The 16,776-nt window shown below is 60.3% G+C and carries 13 protein-coding genes; 4 read left to right on the top strand and 9 right to left on the bottom strand.

Features of this window, described 5'->3' with window-relative positions; translation table 11 throughout:
• Positions 1 to 226 precede the first annotated feature (226 nt).
• Positions 227 to 3,229 (top strand): beta-galactosidase, encoded by a 3,003-nt coding sequence (locus VNZ65_RS01430; protein ID WP_325665332.1) that lies wholly within the window; start codon positions 227 to 229, stop codon positions 3,227 to 3,229.
• 92 nt (positions 3,230 to 3,321) lie between these two features.
• Here the strand turns inward: VNZ65_RS01430 and VNZ65_RS01435 are convergent, their stop codons facing one another.
• From VNZ65_RS01435 to VNZ65_RS01450, 4 genes are all read right to left on the bottom strand, one after another.
• The gene (locus tag VNZ65_RS01435) at positions 3,322 to 4,098 is read right to left on the bottom strand and encodes an isocitrate lyase/phosphoenolpyruvate mutase family protein (RefSeq protein ID WP_325665334.1); all 777 of its coding nucleotides are present in this window, start codon (positions 4,096 to 4,098) and stop codon (positions 3,322 to 3,324) included.
• 66 nt (positions 4,099 to 4,164) lie between these two features.
• Positions 4,165 to 4,329, bottom strand: a complete 165-nt coding sequence (locus VNZ65_RS01440) for a hypothetical protein (protein ID WP_325665336.1) — start codon at positions 4,327 to 4,329, stop codon at positions 4,165 to 4,167.
• Positions 4,330 to 4,450: 121 nt separating this feature from the next.
• The gene (locus tag VNZ65_RS01445) at positions 4,451 to 5,281 is read right to left on the bottom strand and encodes an AraC family transcriptional regulator (RefSeq protein ID WP_325665338.1); all 831 of its coding nucleotides are present in this window, start codon (positions 5,279 to 5,281) and stop codon (positions 4,451 to 4,453) included.
• A 225-nt stretch (positions 5,282 to 5,506) separates the two neighbouring features.
• Positions 5,507 to 7,105 carry a tannase/feruloyl esterase family alpha/beta hydrolase gene (locus tag VNZ65_RS01450; RefSeq protein ID WP_325665340.1) on the bottom strand — a complete coding sequence of 533 codons (1,599 nt, stop codon included), beginning with the start codon at positions 7,103 to 7,105 and terminating at the stop codon, positions 5,507 to 5,509.
• Positions 7,106 to 7,313: 208 nt separating this feature from the next.
• On the opposite strand from VNZ65_RS01450, the gene VNZ65_RS01455 reads away from it, so the two are divergent.
• Complete coding sequence (locus VNZ65_RS01455) at positions 7,314 to 8,189, top strand: LysR family transcriptional regulator (RefSeq protein ID WP_325665342.1); 876 nt, start codon at positions 7,314 to 7,316, stop codon at positions 8,187 to 8,189.
• A gap of 68 nt (positions 8,190 to 8,257) precedes the next feature.
• Here the strand turns inward: VNZ65_RS01455 and VNZ65_RS01460 are convergent, their stop codons facing one another.
• From VNZ65_RS01460 to VNZ65_RS01480, 5 genes are all read right to left on the bottom strand, one after another.
• Positions 8,258 to 10,423, bottom strand: coding sequence for a hypothetical protein (locus tag VNZ65_RS01460; protein ID WP_325665344.1), 2,166 nt, complete (start codon positions 10,421 to 10,423; stop codon positions 8,258 to 8,260).
• A 167-nt stretch (positions 10,424 to 10,590) separates the two neighbouring features.
• On the bottom strand, positions 10,591 to 12,066 hold the full coding sequence (locus VNZ65_RS01465) for a D-aminoacylase (RefSeq protein ID WP_325665346.1): 1,476 nt from the start codon (positions 12,064 to 12,066) through the stop codon (positions 10,591 to 10,593).
• Positions 12,067 to 12,068: 2 nt separating this feature from the next.
• Positions 12,069 to 12,965, bottom strand: coding sequence for a MurR/RpiR family transcriptional regulator (locus VNZ65_RS01470; RefSeq protein ID WP_325665348.1), 897 nt, complete (start codon positions 12,963 to 12,965; stop codon positions 12,069 to 12,071).
• A gap of 2 nt (positions 12,966 to 12,967) precedes the next feature.
• Positions 12,968 to 13,330 (bottom strand): hypothetical protein, encoded by a 363-nt coding sequence (locus VNZ65_RS01475; RefSeq protein ID WP_325665350.1) that lies wholly within the window; start codon positions 13,328 to 13,330, stop codon positions 12,968 to 12,970.
• Positions 13,331 to 13,341: 11 nt separating this feature from the next.
• Positions 13,342 to 14,151 (bottom strand): SDR family oxidoreductase, encoded by an 810-nt coding sequence (locus tag VNZ65_RS01480; protein ID WP_325665352.1) that lies wholly within the window; start codon positions 14,149 to 14,151, stop codon positions 13,342 to 13,344.
• A 405-nt stretch (positions 14,152 to 14,556) separates the two neighbouring features.
• Between VNZ65_RS01480 and VNZ65_RS01485 the strand changes: the two genes are divergently transcribed.
• Together VNZ65_RS01485 and VNZ65_RS01490 are read left to right on the top strand one after the other, a co-directional pair.
• A complete protein-coding gene (locus VNZ65_RS01485) occupies positions 14,557 to 15,894 on the top strand; it encodes an ABC transporter substrate-binding protein (RefSeq protein WP_325665354.1) in 1,338 nt (445 codons plus the stop codon).
• Between the two features lie 11 nt (positions 15,895 to 15,905).
• Positions 15,906 to 16,775 (top strand): sugar ABC transporter permease, encoded by an 870-nt coding sequence (locus VNZ65_RS01490; protein ID WP_325665356.1) that lies wholly within the window; start codon positions 15,906 to 15,908, stop codon positions 16,773 to 16,775.
• Position 16,776 lies beyond the last annotated feature (1 nt).

Here is a 16,776-nt window from a genome sequence, read left to right on the forward strand (position 1 = left end):
CCTGCTGCTGTTTGTTGCAGCGCAACCGGCAACGATGCCGAAACCGGTATTCATGCGCAGCAAAAATTCATTGGATTGATTGCCGCACCCTGACTACTATCTGCAGTCATCGGGACCGCGTGCCGGCATTGCCATGGGCGCTTGATTGTTACCACGGCGCTGCTGCAGTCTGGTTTTACATTTGCAAGGCATGCGCAGTGTCGCGACAATAAAAAGGAGACCTGCAATGAAGAGAAGAGATTTTCTGGGCTATGCCGTAGTCACTCCCTTGCTGACCGCCTGCGGTGTTGGCGGCAGCGACAGCAGTTCATCTGGCGCGCCGACGGCGAAGGCGCTGGCGGCTGCAGCGGCGGGCAGCGGCAATGCGGTGTTCGCCAGCGGCGGCAATCATTCCCTGAGCTGGAACGGCAGCGGCAACTGGTTCATGGATGGCGCGGCGTTCCAGTTCTTCGGCGGCGAAATCCATCCGGCGCGCGTGCCGTCCCAGTACTGGGACCACCGCATCAAGATGATCAAGGCGCTCGGCTGTAACACGATCTCGCTGTACGTCATGTGGAATTTCCACGAATTGTCCGACGGCACATTCGACTTCACCTCGGCCGACAAGAACATCGGCCACTTCATCGACCTGTGCGCGCAGAATGGCATGTGGGTGCTGTTGCGTCCGGGGCCCTACGTGTGCGCCGAATGGGATTTCGGCGGACTGCCGCCGCGCATGCTGGCCGATCCGCAGTTCCGCGACGGGTCCGGCAATTTGCAGATACGCGGCAATTTCCCCAATTACATGGCGGCGGTCAACAAGTGGAACAGCGCGCTGTACAACAATGTGGTCAAAGGCCGCACGCTGTCGGCCGGCGGCCCCATCATGCTGGTGGCGGTGGAGAATGAATACACTTCCTGGTCACCTGACGATGGCACTTACCCGAACGCGATCGCGCAGCAATTGACGGCGCTGGGCTATGCGGAAAAATTCTGCGTCTGCGACGGTTGGGCCAGCGGCTTCAAGAACAACAACATCACCTTGCCGGCGAATACTGCGTATGGCATGACGGCGGACGGTTCCTCGGCCGGCAACTATGTCACAGCCGCGAGCAATTACGGGGTCGGCGCGTTTGGCGCGGAATGCTATCCGGGCTGGATTTGCGCCTGGGGGGACGCCAAGCAAACCGTGCACGTGGGCGATTTCGTCAACCAGGTCACGTCCCTGACCACTGCCAAATGCTCCTTTGTCTTGTATGTTGCGCACGGCGGCACCAACTTCGGCTTCACCGCCGGCGCCAACGGTGTCAGCGATTCGTCCTGCCAGCCGCCGATGACTTCGTACGACTATGGCGCGCCGGTGTCCGAGTCCGGCGCCGCCAATCCCAACTTCTATCCGATCCAGGGAGCGTATGTCGCCAACGCCTCCTACAGCGTTCCATTTGCCGGCGCGCCAGCTGGCATCGCCCATATCAATGACGGCGACGTGGCAGCGGTGGCAGCCAGCCAGCTGAGTTTCAGCAGTTTGCTGTCCGGCATGAGCCTGAATATCCAGAATGCGCAGCCGCTAACGCTGGAAGCGATGGCGCTGGCGCTCAACAAGAACCAGCCGGCCGGCGCCGGCATCTATCCCTCCGGGGTCGCGGTCTACCAGACCACGCTGCCGGCCGCCGGCGGCAACATCAAGATCACCTTTGACCGCGCGCCTGACTATGCCCTGGCTTTTGTCAACGGCGTGCGGGTGCCCGGGGCGGTGCTCAGCACGATTGCCAATGGCGCGCTGGCGGCGAATACTTCGCTGACGATCAGCAATGCGGCGTCTAACGCTACGCTGCAGATCGTCTGTCTGCCGTTCGGCCGTGTCAACTATGGCGCGGCAGGGATGAATGCAGAGGGCAAGGGCCTGTCCGGCAATGTCTACGCCAACGGCGTCGCACTCGCCAACTGGAGCATGACGCTGTCGCCGCTGTCGGCCAGCCAGATCGCCGCGCTGGCTTTCAGCACGGCGGCGCCGGCGGCTGGCCAGCCCTTTTTCGCCAAGGCCAGCATCAGCATCGCGACACCGCAAGACATGTATATCGACATGTCGGCCTGGGGTACCGGCTATGTATTCGTTAACGGCCGCAACCTCGGCCGCTACTGGCCTGCGGCCGGTCCGCAGACGCGCCTGTACTGCCCGGGCGTATGGCTCAACAGCGGCAGCAATGCCATCGTGGTGTTTGAATTAACCCAGGGCAACGCCGGCGGCCTGAGTTTCTATGGCAGCAGCGCCTTACCGCAGAATATCACCAGCCCGGTCAGCAGCGCCGCGGTGCCGCCGCCGGTCGTCAACACCACTTACTTCCTGCAAAACGTCAACAGCGGCTTGTATCTTGACGTGCTGCCGGCGGTGGCGGGTTCTACTTACACCTATCCCGGCTTGCAGCCGCTCAGCGCGGCGGCCAGCCAAGGCTGGACCGTCACCACTGACAGCTACGGCAACCTGAAGATCGCCAACGCCAGCAGCGGTACGGTGCTGGACGTAGCCAACAACAGTTCAACGGCGGGGTCATCGGTGATCCTGTATGGCGCCAATGGCGGCGCCAACCAGAGCTGGCAGGCGAGCGGCGTCAGCACTGGCATCTACACCCTGACGGTCAAGCAAAGCCGGCTGTTGCTGGATGTGAACGGCGCCTCGAAATCTGCGACCACCATTTCTTCCTCCGGCGCGGTCGCCAATATCGTGGTCAACGCGGCCGACGATCCGACGCAGCAATGGCCGTTCAGTCAGCAGTGGCGCTTTATTCCCGCCCTCGTCAACAATGGCGTGTATACCATCACCAGCGCGATCAGCAGCCTGATGCTGGGAAGCTACCAGGGCGGCACCGCTGCCGGAACCCGGCTTGGCATTGCCGCTGCCAGCGGCGGCCAGGAGCAGCAATGGCGCCTGACCATCGCCGGCAACGGTTCCTGGCAGCTGGCCAATATCAAGAGCGGCCTGGTGATGGACGTGACCGGCCAGCAGACTGCCAACGGCACAGCGCTGGAAATCTGGCAGGGCAATGGCGGCGCCAACCAGCAGTTCGCGCTGGTGCCGCGCCCGGATGGCGTCAGCTACGGCATCCGCGGCGTGCAGAGCGGACGTGTGATCGACGACAATAACTCTGGCACCTCGCCCACCAGCTACGGCAGCAGCAACGTCTCCGCCATCACGCTGTGGGACGACAATGGCGGCGGCAATCAGAGCTGGAAGTTCACCAAGGTAGGCTAAAGGCAGTGGGGTAGGGTGGGCAGGTTTTCTGCCCACGCGTCATGCGGCAAGTCCGCGTGGGCACGCGTGCCCACCCTACGTCCGTTCTTGTTTCAATGCTGGATGGAGATCGCATCCCTCGCCGCGGCTCCCAGCGCCTTCATCATGCGCAGATAGGGATCCGGACCGTAGCTGAGGCGGGCAGCGCCGGCCTCCGCCAGGTTTTTCAATGACGGCGTCCTTTCATTGACCATGAGGTTGAGAGGAAGCGGCGAGGCAGCCGCCAGCCGCGCAATCAGTTTTTCGTCCGCCAGGCCGGGCACGAAGATGCCGTTGGCGCCGGCTTCGGCATAGGCCTGGGCGCGTTCGATTGCGCAGGCTAGTATTGCCTCATTTTGTTCTGCCGGCAGACCCTGGAAAAATACATCGCTGCGCACATTGATGAAGTAAGGCAGTTTCTGGCCGTCGGCGGCTATCCGTGCCTGACGGATCCTCTGCGCCTGTGCTTCGACTGAACGCAATTTCCCGTCTCCTGGCAGACTGTCCTCGATATTGCAGCCGATTGCGCCTGCGCGAATGGTCCGTTCTATCGATGCGGCCAGCTCGTCTGCCGTTTCACCATAGCCTCTCTCGAGATCGATGGTGACCGGCAGGTCGGTGGACAGCACGATTCTCTCCAGGTTGGCGATCACCGTATCGAGAGGAACATTCTCGCCATCGTCGTAGCCGTAGGCGCTGGCCACCGAGTAGCTGCCGGTAGCGATGGCCTTGGCGCCCGCTGCGGCCACCGCTTTCGCGCTGCCGGCATCCCAGATGTTGAACAGCACCAGGGGCTGGCGGGGGATATGCAGCTGGTGGAAGTATTCTGCTTTTTCTTTGTGGTTCATCATCGTTGATCTCTCTTCTGTGAAAATCCGGTTATCGGAGCGAGCTCCAGTGCTCACGCATTTCCCTGTTCAGCTCCCATCTGACCGCTGGGCAGCCTTGGCCGATTGTTCGGCCTGCCGCAGTTTAGTCGCGCATTCCTCGCAACAGACTTCGACCGGTTTGCCGCCGATGTAGACCAGGATCCTGGCATTGTCCAGTGGGTAATCGCATGCAGCGCAGGTTTGTTCGTTCATGATGCGTCTCCAGAAATACCCGAAAGCCGGGTAAGTGCATTGGACTACGCGGGGGAAAAGGCGGCTATCGAATTCTTTAGTGACATGGCGCGGACGAATGTGCGTCGGCCAGGCTTGCGCGCTAACGCTGTGCCACGGTTTGCTTGAAGGCAGACGGCGAGCTGCCGAAGGCCTGGCGAAAGGCCGCGCTGAAATGGCTGTGACTGGAAAATCCGAGGTCGAGGCCGAGGGCGGACAGGTCGTCGTACTGGTGCAGCAGATCGAGCGCGCGCGCCAGCCGCAGCTGCATCTGGTATTTATACAGCGGCATGCCTTCAACCTGCTGGAATACCTGCGTCAGGTAAACCGGAGAACCGCCGGTTTCCGCCGCGATTTCCGCCAACGTCCAGCGCCGCGACAGATCGCTGGTCAGCACCAGCTTGGTTCTTTCGGCCAGCTTGCGCTGCCCATGGCTGGCGCTGGAAGCGTACTTGGCATTCAAGCCCATGGCCCGCCGCACCAGCGTGAACATCAGGGTCTCTGCTTCCAGCGTTTCGATGGCGCCGTTGCGCAAGCTGTGCCTGAGCAGCGCCACCAGCGCCTGGGCGCGTGGATCGATGCGCTGCTGCTGACGTTTGAAGGAAGGCTTTTGCCGTGTTTCCAATAATTCCGCAGGCATCAGCTCCAGCAGCAGGGGGGCATCGATCGAGATCGAGAGGCAGGCGTCGCCGCCGGCCACCGGATGGCTGACCTGGTACTCCTGGCCGGCATTGAAGAACAGCACCTGGTTGGCGTCGGCGATGGCGTTGTCGCTGCCGACATGGCGCATGTAGACGCCGCGGTAGGGAAACACCAGCTGCGTGGCGCTGGCGCATTCCGCTGCGCTTCTGTGCTTGCAAGTGCCGAGGCAGCAAACGTCCCTGACAGCGATCGTCGGCGTATTCAGCAAGGTATCGACGGTGACATCCGGCATGTTTATCCCGCGGCTTTTATCGTGCGTCCGGCCAGAGCGCACATCGATTGACATGTGTTGCCATTCTTGCAGTAAATCTTGCTGGCCGTCCCGATAGATTACAGCATCCCGGCCCGCCGGGAGACAGCATGCCAGGATATTGATGACATGATTGGACTACAGCGGGCGGCAAGCGGCTATCGAAATCTTTAGCGATCTTCCCGCCAGATGAGGCAGGACACGACACTAGAGCGGCTTGCTGCAAACAAAACTGGCGGCATCGTCGCGGCTGCCCTGGCCGCGATACTTTGCTGTCTGCGGATAGGCGCAGATGGGCCGGGTCTTGCCTTGCGCCTGCTCCGGCGCACCGCTCGCCAGGCCGCCGGTGCCATCGGTGGCGGCCGATTTCAGCGCGATCATCTTGGTCGGAGGCTGGCCGCTTTCGACCCATTGATCCAGCGTGCCGATGGCGTCAAATGCGTTCGGTCCGACGCCGCCGCGGCAATGGCCCATGCCTGGCATCAGGAACAGCCGCGCAAAGCTTGGCGCATCGTGGGTCTTGGCTGCCATCTTTTCATAGTAGTTGATGGTGTCGTAGGCGTTGCCGATCGGGTCGGCCCAGCCGTGATAGAGGATCAGCTTGCCGCCATGTTTCTTGAAGGCGCTCAGATCCGGATCGGTCGCGTCCACGGTGCGGCCGATGACGGCGTCGACGATGCCGAGGTCCTTGTCCCAGTCGAAAGTGCGCCAATCCCACTGGCTGTCCTTGAATACCCAGTCGCGGAAAAATTCCAGCCGGAACGGCTGCGGCCCTTCGATGGCATAGCCCCAGCCGCCGGCGTAGCCGAATTCGCTGCCGACCGGCCAGCCCGGATAGACCTGTTCGCCGCTGCGGGCGTTGACCGCGCCGCTGTACATTTTCTTGAGCGTGGCGATCTGCGCGCCGGTCAGGCAGGACGGCCCGTCGACATCGTTCTTGCACTGCATTGCCGCCGGATCGAAGCGGCAGCGGCGCGGATCGTCAATCACGCCGTCGCCGGCGCCGCAGGCAGCGATGGCAGCCTGGTTGATGAAGGGCAGTTTGGCCGGAGGAATATAGCCGGCCGCCGATTTCATGTTTTGCGTCGCCATCCAGAGAAAGCCCTCGTTCAGTCCGCTGCGGCGGAAGCCGGGTGCGCCGGCGATGATGCCGTCGAAATCCTGTGGGTAGCGCTGAGCCGCCATCAGCGCCTGGCCGCCGCCGGTGGAGCAGCCGAAAAAGTAGGATTTGCCGGCGTTCCTGCCTTCAAACTGCTTGACCAGCGCCTTCGCTGCTTCAGCCGCAACGTGGGTGGAACGCTCGGCCCAGTCGGCGATCTTTTCGGGATGGTCGGCGCCCCACTGCAGGGTCTCATGGCGGTAGGCTGAGGTATCGACATGTCCGCTGTCGCTGGAGACGACCGCGTAACCGCGCCGGATGGCTGGCTCCAGTTCGTGATATTGAATTGCGCCGACATAGCCGCCGTTGCCGACTACCAGCAACTTGCCGTTCCACGCCGCCGCCGGCGGTATCCATAGTTCAAAGCCGATGCTTGAATTTTTTCCCGCCGCGACTGTTCCGACCACTCGGCAAAACGCAGGGAGCGCGGCGTTGGCCTTGACGTTTTCCGGTTTGCCGGGGATCTGGAATGCGCCGGCGGCCTGGGCGCTGGCGGAACTGATGACAAGGCTGGCTTTCTGGAATTTGCCCAGCGCCTCGCAGCTTTCTGCGGCCTGGGCAGTAGCCGGGATGATGGCTGCAATGCCAATGACGGTCAGCGCCAAAGCCTGACAGGACAAGAATCGAGAGATGGCGGGAAAATGCATGCGGAAGACCTCCGGCGATATAAGTATTGGGTGAACTTCTCTGCTCGGCGCGTTCTTGTAGGGACAGCTACGGCGGCATTGCTTGCTGAGCGGAAGCTGTATATTGTCATCCTCGCTTTGGAAAAAGACTAGTTTATTTTAGTTTGCAGTAGCTAAAGAAAAGGTTTAGGTTATGTAACCAATAAAACTTTCAGGCAAGGTGGCGCCATTGAGCACGATCCGTTTTCTGCGTACTTTCCTGGCGGTCGAAAAGCATGGCTCTTTTGCCGCAGCCGCCGACCGCATGGCTCTGACCCAGGCCGCGGTCGGCCAGCAGATGCGCGCACTGGAGGTCGAATTCCGGCGTAGCCTGTTTGACCGCTCGCGCCGCGTCATCAAGCTTAATTCCGCCGGCCGCGACCTGGTGCCGCATGCGCAACGGGTGTTGGCTGCGTATGAAGCCATGCTCGCCGATGCGGACGCCGGAGCAGAACTGGCCGGCGCGATTACCGTGGGTGCGATCATCTCGGCCATGGGTTTTCTGTCGGAAAACCTGGTGCATCTGAAGCAGCGTTATCCGGCGCTCAAGGTGCGGCTGTTGCTTGGTCCGAATGACGACCTTGCCGAGCAGGTGCGCAGCGGCGCCATCGACGCCGCCATCGTGGTCGAGGTCACGCGCGAAGCATCCGACGGCATGCGCTGGACCCCTTTGTATGAAGAGCCGCTGGTGCTGGTCGCCAGTGCAAGGGTGGCGGGACCGCGCGCCGAGGTGACGCCGCTGCTGAAAAGCCAGCCCTTCATCCGCTTCAAGCGCCAGGCGCCGACCGGCGCCAAGATCGAGCAGGCATTGCGGCGGCTGCGGGTGAAGCCGGATGAGATCATGGAAGTCAATTCGGTGGCGGCCATCGTCGACCTGGTGCGGCAGAACGTCGGCATCGCGATTCTGCCGCTGCTGAAGCATGCCGACTGGATGCGCGATCCGGCGCTGGCAGTTCTGCCTTTGCCTTACCGCGCGCCGGCACGCGTGATCGGAATGATCGAGGGCGAACGCCAGCCGCAGATGACGGCGGCGGTGCGGCAGCTGTTGCTGCAGGCCTTGCAATGAAGAGGTGAAAGCTCGCTGGCCGCGAGAGTGCTCGACCACACCAAAAATGTGGTCGAGCCTGCTTCGAACTAGCTGGTAGAAGCCGTTGCAGATTTGTCAGAAGCCCCAGGTGCCGACCAGAGCTGGTTTATCTGCGCCGGAATTGTCTGATCCGTAGGCGGGACACCGCTGTTACATGAATAAATCGCGACCGTCGAAGCAGGCGTGAGCCGGCCGTAAGAAATATCCAGGCATTGTGTGCTGCCAATTGGCGGATATGGCGGAACTGCTGCTCCAGTGGCCGGAACGGCATTGACCAGCATGCCGTTGAGATAATAAGTAAAATCCTGGCCCTGATTTGTCAAGTCTAGTTTTGCCAATACTGCCTGCCCTCTATCTGCAGTCAGGCAGGACGCTTGTCCAAGCAGGCAGATGCGGTGATTTTTCAAATCTCGCTGCCATATTTGCTGTTGTCCGCCGTTGCAGCTTTCAATTGTGAGTGAATTGCCGTCGCCATGGCCGGAAAGGCAAAGGTTTGTCGCTTCGTTGACGAATATGGGGCCGGTCGGCGCGATGCCGGCGGCGGCCCGGTTAACGCTGACCGATATCCGATACATGGCATTGCCGTGTGCCGGCAGGGACGGTACGTTGAACGTATTCGCGACGGAAGAAACACTGGTCCCCGACCAAAGATCCTTGATGACCACGTTCGTGCCCGCGGTTCCGGCCGTCTGATAGCCAAGTGTGGCCAGGTTGAACGTTGCGGCGGGCGACGGGCTTGCCCCCTTGTTCAAGATGACAACTGCGGTATCGCGGTTGTTAAGTGGCTTCACCACGATGTCCATTCCAGAATCGGCGGCCGCGGCAGATTGCCAGGCAATATAGCCGCCGGCTCCAAGCGGATCTTGATCCACCTTGATAATTTCTGTATTGGAAAGAGTTTTCAGCGCGGAGCGGAAATGATCGTCAAGATGCTCCTTCGCGTTGTACATCGGAGCGTGTCCGATGTCGTTCAGGTTGGCGGTCGTCAGTTTCCTGATGTCGGTACTTAGAATCAGGGGCGCGCCCAGGATCGACCACAACGCAAATTGACTACGTTCTTCGTCGGCAGTTTGCCCGTTGTCGCCAATCAGCAATTGATCGGGATCGTTCCAGCGTGCCGGTGCAACATACCGGGCAAGATTTGCCGCTTGCCGGAAGCTGGGATAAATGCCGGCGTCATAGCCGCCCGATGTGGTCCACGGGTCTACTGCGTAACCGGTTGCCGGGTCAACCGAATAATTTGCGATGTCGCCGCTGACGCGCCACATTTGCCCGTAGCCGCGGACGAAATCCATGACGTCATAGAACTGCGAGCTTTGCTGGTCAAACGCTGCAGGCAGTGAAATGTCGAATAGAATTTGCGGGCTATTGCCGGCGGCCGGCTTGGCGGCCAGTGCCGCAGCCATCGTCTGGACGTTCGCTTTGGTTCCGCCACCGCCTGCGCCGCAGTTGTCATACTTTAAAAAATCTATCCGCCATTTTTTAAACGCGGCAGCATCATTTGATTCATTGCCGCCGGAAGCGGGATAGACCTGACAGGTTGTCTGGCCGGAACTGCTATACAGGCCGACCTTCATTCCCAGGTTATGGATGTAGGCAACATAATTGCTCAGGTCACTGTCAAATCCGGGCTGATTCGCTTGCAGAAAATTACTGTAGTTATTGGACGGGGATTGCGGTTGAGACGGATTATTCAGGGTCCACCAGTTGCCATACACCCATGCCCGTCCACCCTGGAGAGCGTGGGCGCTGCCTTGTTCTTCCTTGTCCATCCAGCAGTCATCGACATTCAGTTGCGTATAACCTTTATCTTTCAATCCGGTGTCGACCAAGGCCTGCGCCTGGTCGAGCATGAAATGCTGGAACGAGTAGTGTGATTTCCTGGGATTGCCAAGATCCTGATTGAGAGGCGCATTCGCCGGCAGCGGCGTAGCGGCCGGCAACGCAGCCTGGGCATTGCACATGAAACGGGCCCAGGTGGTGAAACCCATTGGCGGCCTTGCGGCGAATAGGGTTTGTCCCTGTGCGCCGCCCACAACCGATTGCGAAATCAAAGGCGTGGTGGCCGCCGCACCGTGGCCGGATAGCGCCGCCAGCAAGCCAATGAGCAGTGCCGCGCTTCCACCCTGTTTGCATCCGGCGACTTTTTGAAGGACTAGCTTTGGTCGACAGAGGCCGTCGTGATTACCGATTTTCAGATTTTCAGCTTTCATTTATTTCCCTCTTTAATGGTCAGCCGGCGATCCGATGGCTGACGTTGTGGAGCCGTCCCGGCGGGCGGCTAATTCATGTTTCATTTAGCTGGCTTGGCCGACAAATAATATTGATTCATGAAAGCCGATACGCTCATGCAGGATCGGACTCCTTGGGAAACGCCCTATTATTTGTGGACGTCGGCGCCGTGCCTGCTCAGGAAGCGTCCGCTGCGGCGCGCTGTCACGCCAGTTTTCGATTCGTAGGAAACCTGGCCATTGACAATCACAAGGTCGATGCCGTCCGCCGTTTGCAAGGGGGCTTCGAAGGTCGCCCGGTCCTTGATGCGGGCCGGGTCGAATACCACAAGATCTGCGAATTTTCCGGGAGCGAGGAGTCCTCTGTCGCGCAGGCGGAATTCGGCGGCTGGCAGGCCTGTCATCCGGCGCACCGCCTCTTCCAGCGAGAATAGCCCCAGGTCCCGCGAATAATGGCCTAGCACACGGGGGAAGGTTCCCCACAGGCGCGGATGCGGATGCTGGTCGTGCGGCAATCCATCGGAGCCGATCATCGTATGCGGATAGGAGAGCACGCGCTGGACGTCTTCTTCGCACATCTGGAAATAGCATCCGCCGCCTGGCTGGAGCTGATCGCAGGCTTCCTTCTGGGTGCAGCGCCATTCGGCTGCAATCGCACCCAGGTAACGTCCGGTCATTTCGGGGTGCGAGCTTGACCAGGTCACCATGATGTCGGTGATGTCGTCGACGTAATTGCTGTCGAGCACGGTCGAGCCGGCGATATAGGGGTAGGCGTCCAAGGCGACGCGCTGTTCGCGGCGGGCATCGTCGATTTTCGCCAGGGTCTGGACCGTGCGGCCCCAGTTTGCATGGCCGGCGCACTTGTGATGCGACAGGATGACTGGGATGTCCGCCCGCCGCCCTGTTGCAAAAGCCTCGTCCATTGCTTCGAGAATATCTTCGAACTCGCTGCGCATGTGCGTCGCGTAGATGCCGCCTGCCTTCGACGCGATCGTCGCCAGCGCGACTACTTCGTCGATGGTTGCGGCAGAATTTGTCGGATAGTACAGGCCGGAACTGAAGCCTGCGGCGCCTGCGGCCATGGCCTCTTCCAGCAGGGCGCACATGGCCGCCAGCTCCGCGTCGCTGGTTGCGCCATAAGGATCGGCCATGGCTGAAACACGCAGTGTGGAGTGGCCGACCAGTGCGGCGGCATTGATGGCAGGGCCGGCCGCTCTGACGGCCTCGACATACGAACGCATGGTTGGATAGATGTGCTTGTCGGTACCGCCCAGCAGGCTCAGCGGGGAGGGCGCGTTGGCATGCACCAGCGGCGCAAGGCTGATGCCGCAGTTGCCGATGATGACCGTGGTCACTCCCTGGCTGATTTTCGGCAGCATTTCCGGTGTCGACAAGAGCGCCTGGTCGTCGTGGGTATGGGCGTCGATAAAGCCTGGCGAGACGATCTGGCCATGCGCCTGGTGTACGGCGGCGCCGGACACCGGCAAGTCCATGCCGATTTCGGCAATCCGATCTCCGACGATCCGGATGTCTGCCTGATATCTTGGTTTGCCTGTGCCATCCACGATGCTGCCGCCGCGGATAAGAAGGTGGTGATCAGCGTGGCTCGGGGTCAAAGTATTCATGGCTAAGGTTTTTTCTTGTTTTTAGGCTGCGGAAAAACGTCCAGCCCGTGCGGAGAAAGAATATCCTGCAAGCGCTTGAGCTGGCCGACGCCGGCCGCGCCGCGTCGAAAGGCGACGCCAACGATGAGCACGTCCAGGATCGACAGGTGGGCGACGCATGAGTCGCTGCCGACGTAGACGTTGACCGACGGTGGCAGGGAAAATGTGAGGGGCAGGTCGCAGGCGCTTGCCAGCAGAGTCCCGGGCTGGGTAATGCCGATCACCGTGGCTCCCTGTTCGCGGGCAACGGCCACGGCTTCCAGCAAGAACGGCATGCGTCCGAAATGGGAAACCGCGATCACCACATCATTGCTGCCAAGCGTGGCCGCCGAAAACAATTGCATGTTGGCGTCTGTATACGATTGCGCATTCAGTCCCAGCCGGAACAGCCGGCCTTGCGTGTCGGCAGCAATGTAGCCGGAGGTGGTGCCGGCGCCGTAGCAATCCACGCGCGTCGCATTGGCAAGTTTTTCTATGGCTTGCTCGACCAGGGCAGGCGATAACTGACGTTCGACGTCGAGCAGTATGTCGGCCGAACTATGCAAGACTTTGCCGATCAGTTCTGCCGCGGAATCGTCTGCAGTGACCGTCCGGTGCAGCGCGGAACTGCCAAGCGCGACCTGCTGCGCGATGCGCAGCTTGAAGTCGCGCAGGCCGCGAAAGCCTAGCGCCTGGCAGAAGCGCACGATAGTCGGGTCGCTGACTTCAGAGCGCCGGGCAATTTCCGAGACATGCGCTTGCATGGCCCATTCGGGGTCGTTCAGGATCGTGGTCGCAACGCGCTGTTGCGCATCCGCCAGTTCGGGCAGGCGCGAGCGGATCAGGTTGAACAGGTCGGAAGAGGTGTCGGAAAATGTCATGATCAAAAAAAGGTCCGGATGGCGGAAACGGCATCATAATTGTCATTGACTAGAGCGATCCACTGCCGTTTGTCAAATGTGCTGTAAGGATGGGAAATGCCGCAGCCGACCAGGTCGCCCACGGCGAGGGGACAGCTTGCGGGCACGCGCATATGCGCCTGCTGCTCGCTCAGCTTTTCGATGGCCCAGCCGCTGTCGGCGGCTATAGGCAAGCCGACGTCCTCGCACAGGGCATTCCACCCCTGCTCGGCGATATCGCGCACACGCAGTGCCGTGGCCCCCAGCGGCCAGCCCTTGAACTGGCTGTTGAGCCAGGAGCTTTCCAGCGGTTCCAGCCGCAGGGGTTGATGTGTCGCTTGTATCATGTTGCCGGTGCTCAGAATGCGGCGGAGGTGATTTCGGCGGCCATGACGCCGTTGCCGGCGGTAAGCCCGGCGTCCAGCACCAGCTCGGTGCCGGTGATCGTGCGCGCGGCGTCGGATGCCAGGAAGTAGGCAGCGTGCGCGACGTCTTCGGGCGTGCAGATGCGGCGCAATGGATACCACTTCAAGAGCTGCTCGAACACGCCCGGGTTGTTTTTTTCCATGGTTTCCCATGCATCGGTGCGCACGGTGCCGGGGAGGATGGTGTTGGCGCGGATGTTGTATTGCCCGAACTCGGTCGCCAGCGCGCGCGTATAGCTGGCCAGGCCAGCCTTGGCCGCACTGTATGCCGGGCAGCCAAAAGTCATCAGCGAATTTACGGAACCGATGTTGATGATGACGCCGCCGCCCTGGGCGATCATGCCTTGCCGCACCGCCTCAACGCAGTGGAAGGCGCCGTTCAGGTTGAGGGCGACGTCTTGCGCCCACACCTCAGGCGTCATTTTTCCCAGACTCAGAGACGCGCCACTCGACAGGCCGGTCAGGCCGCCGGCATTATTGATCAGCACATCGACCGGGCCGGTTTCACGCATGGCCGGCTCAAGCGCGGCCATGACACTTGCCATGACAGTGATGTCGGCCACCGCTCCGGTAGCGGTGGCGCCTTGCGCGTGCAGGGCAGTGCACACGGCGGCAACCGCGTCCTGGTCGCGGTCAAGGACGATGATCCGGTTTTTTTCACTGCCGAAGAGCTGGCAAAGCGCCTGGCCGATGCCGCCGCCGGCGCCGGTTATCAGGATGGTTTTTTCGCGCACAGCAATCATTGTGTTACCTCTTGTGGGTTGTCCTTGCCGCGCATGATCCGGCATGCCTGGCGCATTCTCGGCGCTGATTTGAGTGTAAATTATTTACTTTAATGTGGTCAAGAAAAATATAATCACCAAATAAAATCGTGAATTATCGATAAATCATCGACTTTTAGTCGGTTACAAAATTTAATTTGACTATTTATGTAAATAATTTACGATTCGACCGGGTGTATCGCAATTGCTCTGAGATATGCGATAGCCGCATATGCCGTTGATATTCGGCTAATTCCGGCACTGAGGAGGCATGGCGGGAAGGGCAATCAGCCCCCGCGCCACAGCTATCAGCACCGTATTTTTACAACAATGTGCTGGCGCCGCGGGATACCCCCGGGCGGGCGCAATTCAGGGGGAGATGAGCCGATGTTAAAGCTAAACCGTAGAGTAGCAACGCACATCATGGGGGCATTGATGGTGTGCCTGACGGCGCAACCGGCATTTGCCGCGACCAGGCTGGTGTATTGGTCGATGTGGAATGAGGCTGAGCCGCAAGCGCAAGCACTCAAGACCATTATCGGCCGCTACGAAAAATCGAATCCGGGCGTGACTTTCCAGGTGGTATGGAACGGCCGGCAGAATCAGACCAAGGTCCGCGGCGCGATTGCCGCCGGTTCGCAAATCGATCTGGTCGACCAGGACGCCGACCAGATTGCCGCCGGCCTGGTGCGCGAAAACCAGGCCTTCCCGCTCAATACGCTGTTCGATGCCAAGGCGCCGGGCGATTCGGTAGCGTTGCGCAATGTCTTGATGCCAGGGACGGTAGATCTGTTCTTGAAGGACGGCAAGCCTTACCAGGCTCCGTATATCTATAACACAGTCAATTTCTGGTACAGCAAGGATGCCTTGACCAAGATCGCCGCCGCGGTGCCGCAGTCATGGGACGAGCTGCTGACGATGTGTCAAAAAGCCCAGGCCAAGAAGCTCGACGGGCTGGCGATCGAGAGCAATGTCGCATCCTATAACGCGCTCTATTTTTCCTATCTGGTGGAACGGCTGAAGGGCTCCGGCGCCATTTCCAGAATCCTCGACGACAAGAGCGGCGCGGCATGGGCGGATCCGGCAATCCTTGCTGCTTCGGGCATGGAGCGTGAACTGTGGGACAAGAAATGCATCAGTGCCGACGCCAGGGGCTTTCAATACCCGCAGGGGCAGCAGACCATTGCCATGGGCGAGACGGTAGCCGAACTGGTGGGCTCGTGGCTGCCGACCGAGCTGGCCGACTCGGCCGGCAAGGATTTCGCATGGGGCAGTTTCCCGTTCCCGACAGTCAAGGGCGGCGTCGGCAAGGCGACTGATCTGCAGGCGGCGCTGCTGAGTTTTGTGGTGCTGAAGAATTCGAAGAATACGACGCAGGCAATCGATTTCCTGAAGTTCGTGCTGAGCGAGCCTTCGCAAAAAACCATCGCCGAAATCGGCAACGTCGGCGTGACGCGCCAAGGCGTCAAATGGCCGGGTGCGCTTGCTTCCGCATATGCCCAGGCCAGCAAGGCGACCGCGCTGACGCCGCTGGTCGGCGGCATGCAGACCAAGCTGCCGGATTTTTACGCCACGATCTTCGAGCCCTTGCACAACCAGATGTTCCTTGGCCAGATCACGCCGGAAAATTTTGTCAAAACGCTGCAGGCTAAAACCAAGGAATACTGGAATGCGCGCGCCAGCGGCCAGGCAGTCGCACAGAACCAGCGGAGCGACGCTAAATGATGCGAAAGCGGATGATTGGCTTGTTTCTGCTGCCTGCGCTGGTCTTCTATATAGGATTTGTCATCGCCCCGGCGATACAAGCCATCGTGCTGAGTTTTTTTGATACTTCCGGTTTCAGCGACGCCAGGCGCTTTGTCGGCCTGGGCAATTACGCCAAGCTGCTGGGCGACGAGGTGTTCTGGAAGGCCGGCGCCAACACGCTGCTGATCATGGTGATCGGCGGCGTTGCCGTGTTCTTGCTGGCGTTCGGCTACACCATGATGATCAATTCAGGGATCCGCTGGCGCAAGCTGTTTCGGGCGGCGATTTTCATGCCGAACATTGTCGCCGTGGTCGCCATCACCAGTTTCTGGTCCTTCTTGTTCATGCCGCGCTATGGCCTGCTGTTCAGCCTGCTGAAGCACTTGCAGCTTGATACGCTGGCCGGCATTGCATGGACCGCCCCGGAAAACGTGTTCTGGTCGATGCTGCTCGGGCTGGTCTGGCTCTCTTCAGGCTTCTTCATGATCCTGATCATGGCGGGAGCAGACAAGATACCCAGCGATATCTACGAGGCCGCGCGCCTTGACGGCGCCGGCCATGTCGAGACATTCCGCCACATCACCTTGCCGATGATCTGGGATGTGCTGGCCATCACCTATGTGCTGTGGCTGATCCAGGCCTTGAAGACCATGGAATTTCCATATGCCTTTGGCGGCCCCAATATCGACAGCAATCTTTACACCACCGCGATCTACCTGTATGTCCAGGGCTTCGGCCAGCGCCAGCCGATCTACGCGCTCGGCTACGCCACGGCGATTGGCGTTGTCATGCTGGTGGTCACGACGGTCATCGTGCTGGCATGCAGGCGCCTGATGCGGCGCGAACGGCTGGAGTACTGAC

Origin of the sequence: Collimonas sp., assembly GCF_035566555.1 — a bacterium.
Lineage (GTDB): Bacteria > Pseudomonadota > Gammaproteobacteria > Burkholderiales > Burkholderiaceae_D > Collimonas.

What these genes read in the sequence shown, in the direction of transcription:
- VNZ65_RS01430 (WP_325665332.1), top strand. Translation starts at nt 227, where the DNA reads ATGAAGAGAAGAGATTTTCTGGGCTATGCCGTAGTCACTCCCTTGCTG.
- VNZ65_RS01435 (WP_325665334.1), bottom strand. Translation starts at nt 4,098, where the DNA reads ATGATGAACCACAAAGAAAAAGCAGAATACTTCCACCAGCTGCATATC.
- VNZ65_RS01440 (WP_325665336.1), bottom strand. Translation starts at nt 4,329, where the DNA reads ATGAACGAACAAACCTGCGCTGCATGCGATTACCCACTGGACAATGCC.
- VNZ65_RS01445 (WP_325665338.1), bottom strand. Translation starts at nt 5,281, where the DNA reads ATGCCGGATGTCACCGTCGATACCTTGCTGAATACGCCGACGATCGCT.
- VNZ65_RS01450 (WP_325665340.1), bottom strand. Translation starts at nt 7,105, where the DNA reads ATGCATTTTCCCGCCATCTCTCGATTCTTGTCCTGTCAGGCTTTGGCG.
- VNZ65_RS01460 (WP_325665344.1), bottom strand. Translation starts at nt 10,423, where the DNA reads ATGAAAGCTGAAAATCTGAAAATCGGTAATCACGACGGCCTCTGTCGA.
- VNZ65_RS01465 (WP_325665346.1), bottom strand. Translation starts at nt 12,066, where the DNA reads ATGAATACTTTGACCCCGAGCCACGCTGATCACCACCTTCTTATCCGC.
- VNZ65_RS01470 (WP_325665348.1), bottom strand. Translation starts at nt 12,965, where the DNA reads ATGACATTTTCCGACACCTCTTCCGACCTGTTCAACCTGATCCGCTCG.
- VNZ65_RS01475 (WP_325665350.1), bottom strand. Translation starts at nt 13,330, where the DNA reads ATGATACAAGCGACACATCAACCCCTGCGGCTGGAACCGCTGGAAAGC.
- VNZ65_RS01480 (WP_325665352.1), bottom strand. Translation starts at nt 14,151, where the DNA reads ATGATTGCTGTGCGCGAAAAAACCATCCTGATAACCGGCGCCGGCGGC.
- VNZ65_RS01485 (WP_325665354.1), top strand. Translation starts at nt 14,557, where the DNA reads ATGTTAAAGCTAAACCGTAGAGTAGCAACGCACATCATGGGGGCATTG.
- VNZ65_RS01490 (WP_325665356.1), top strand. Translation starts at nt 15,906, where the DNA reads ATGATTGGCTTGTTTCTGCTGCCTGCGCTGGTCTTCTATATAGGATTT.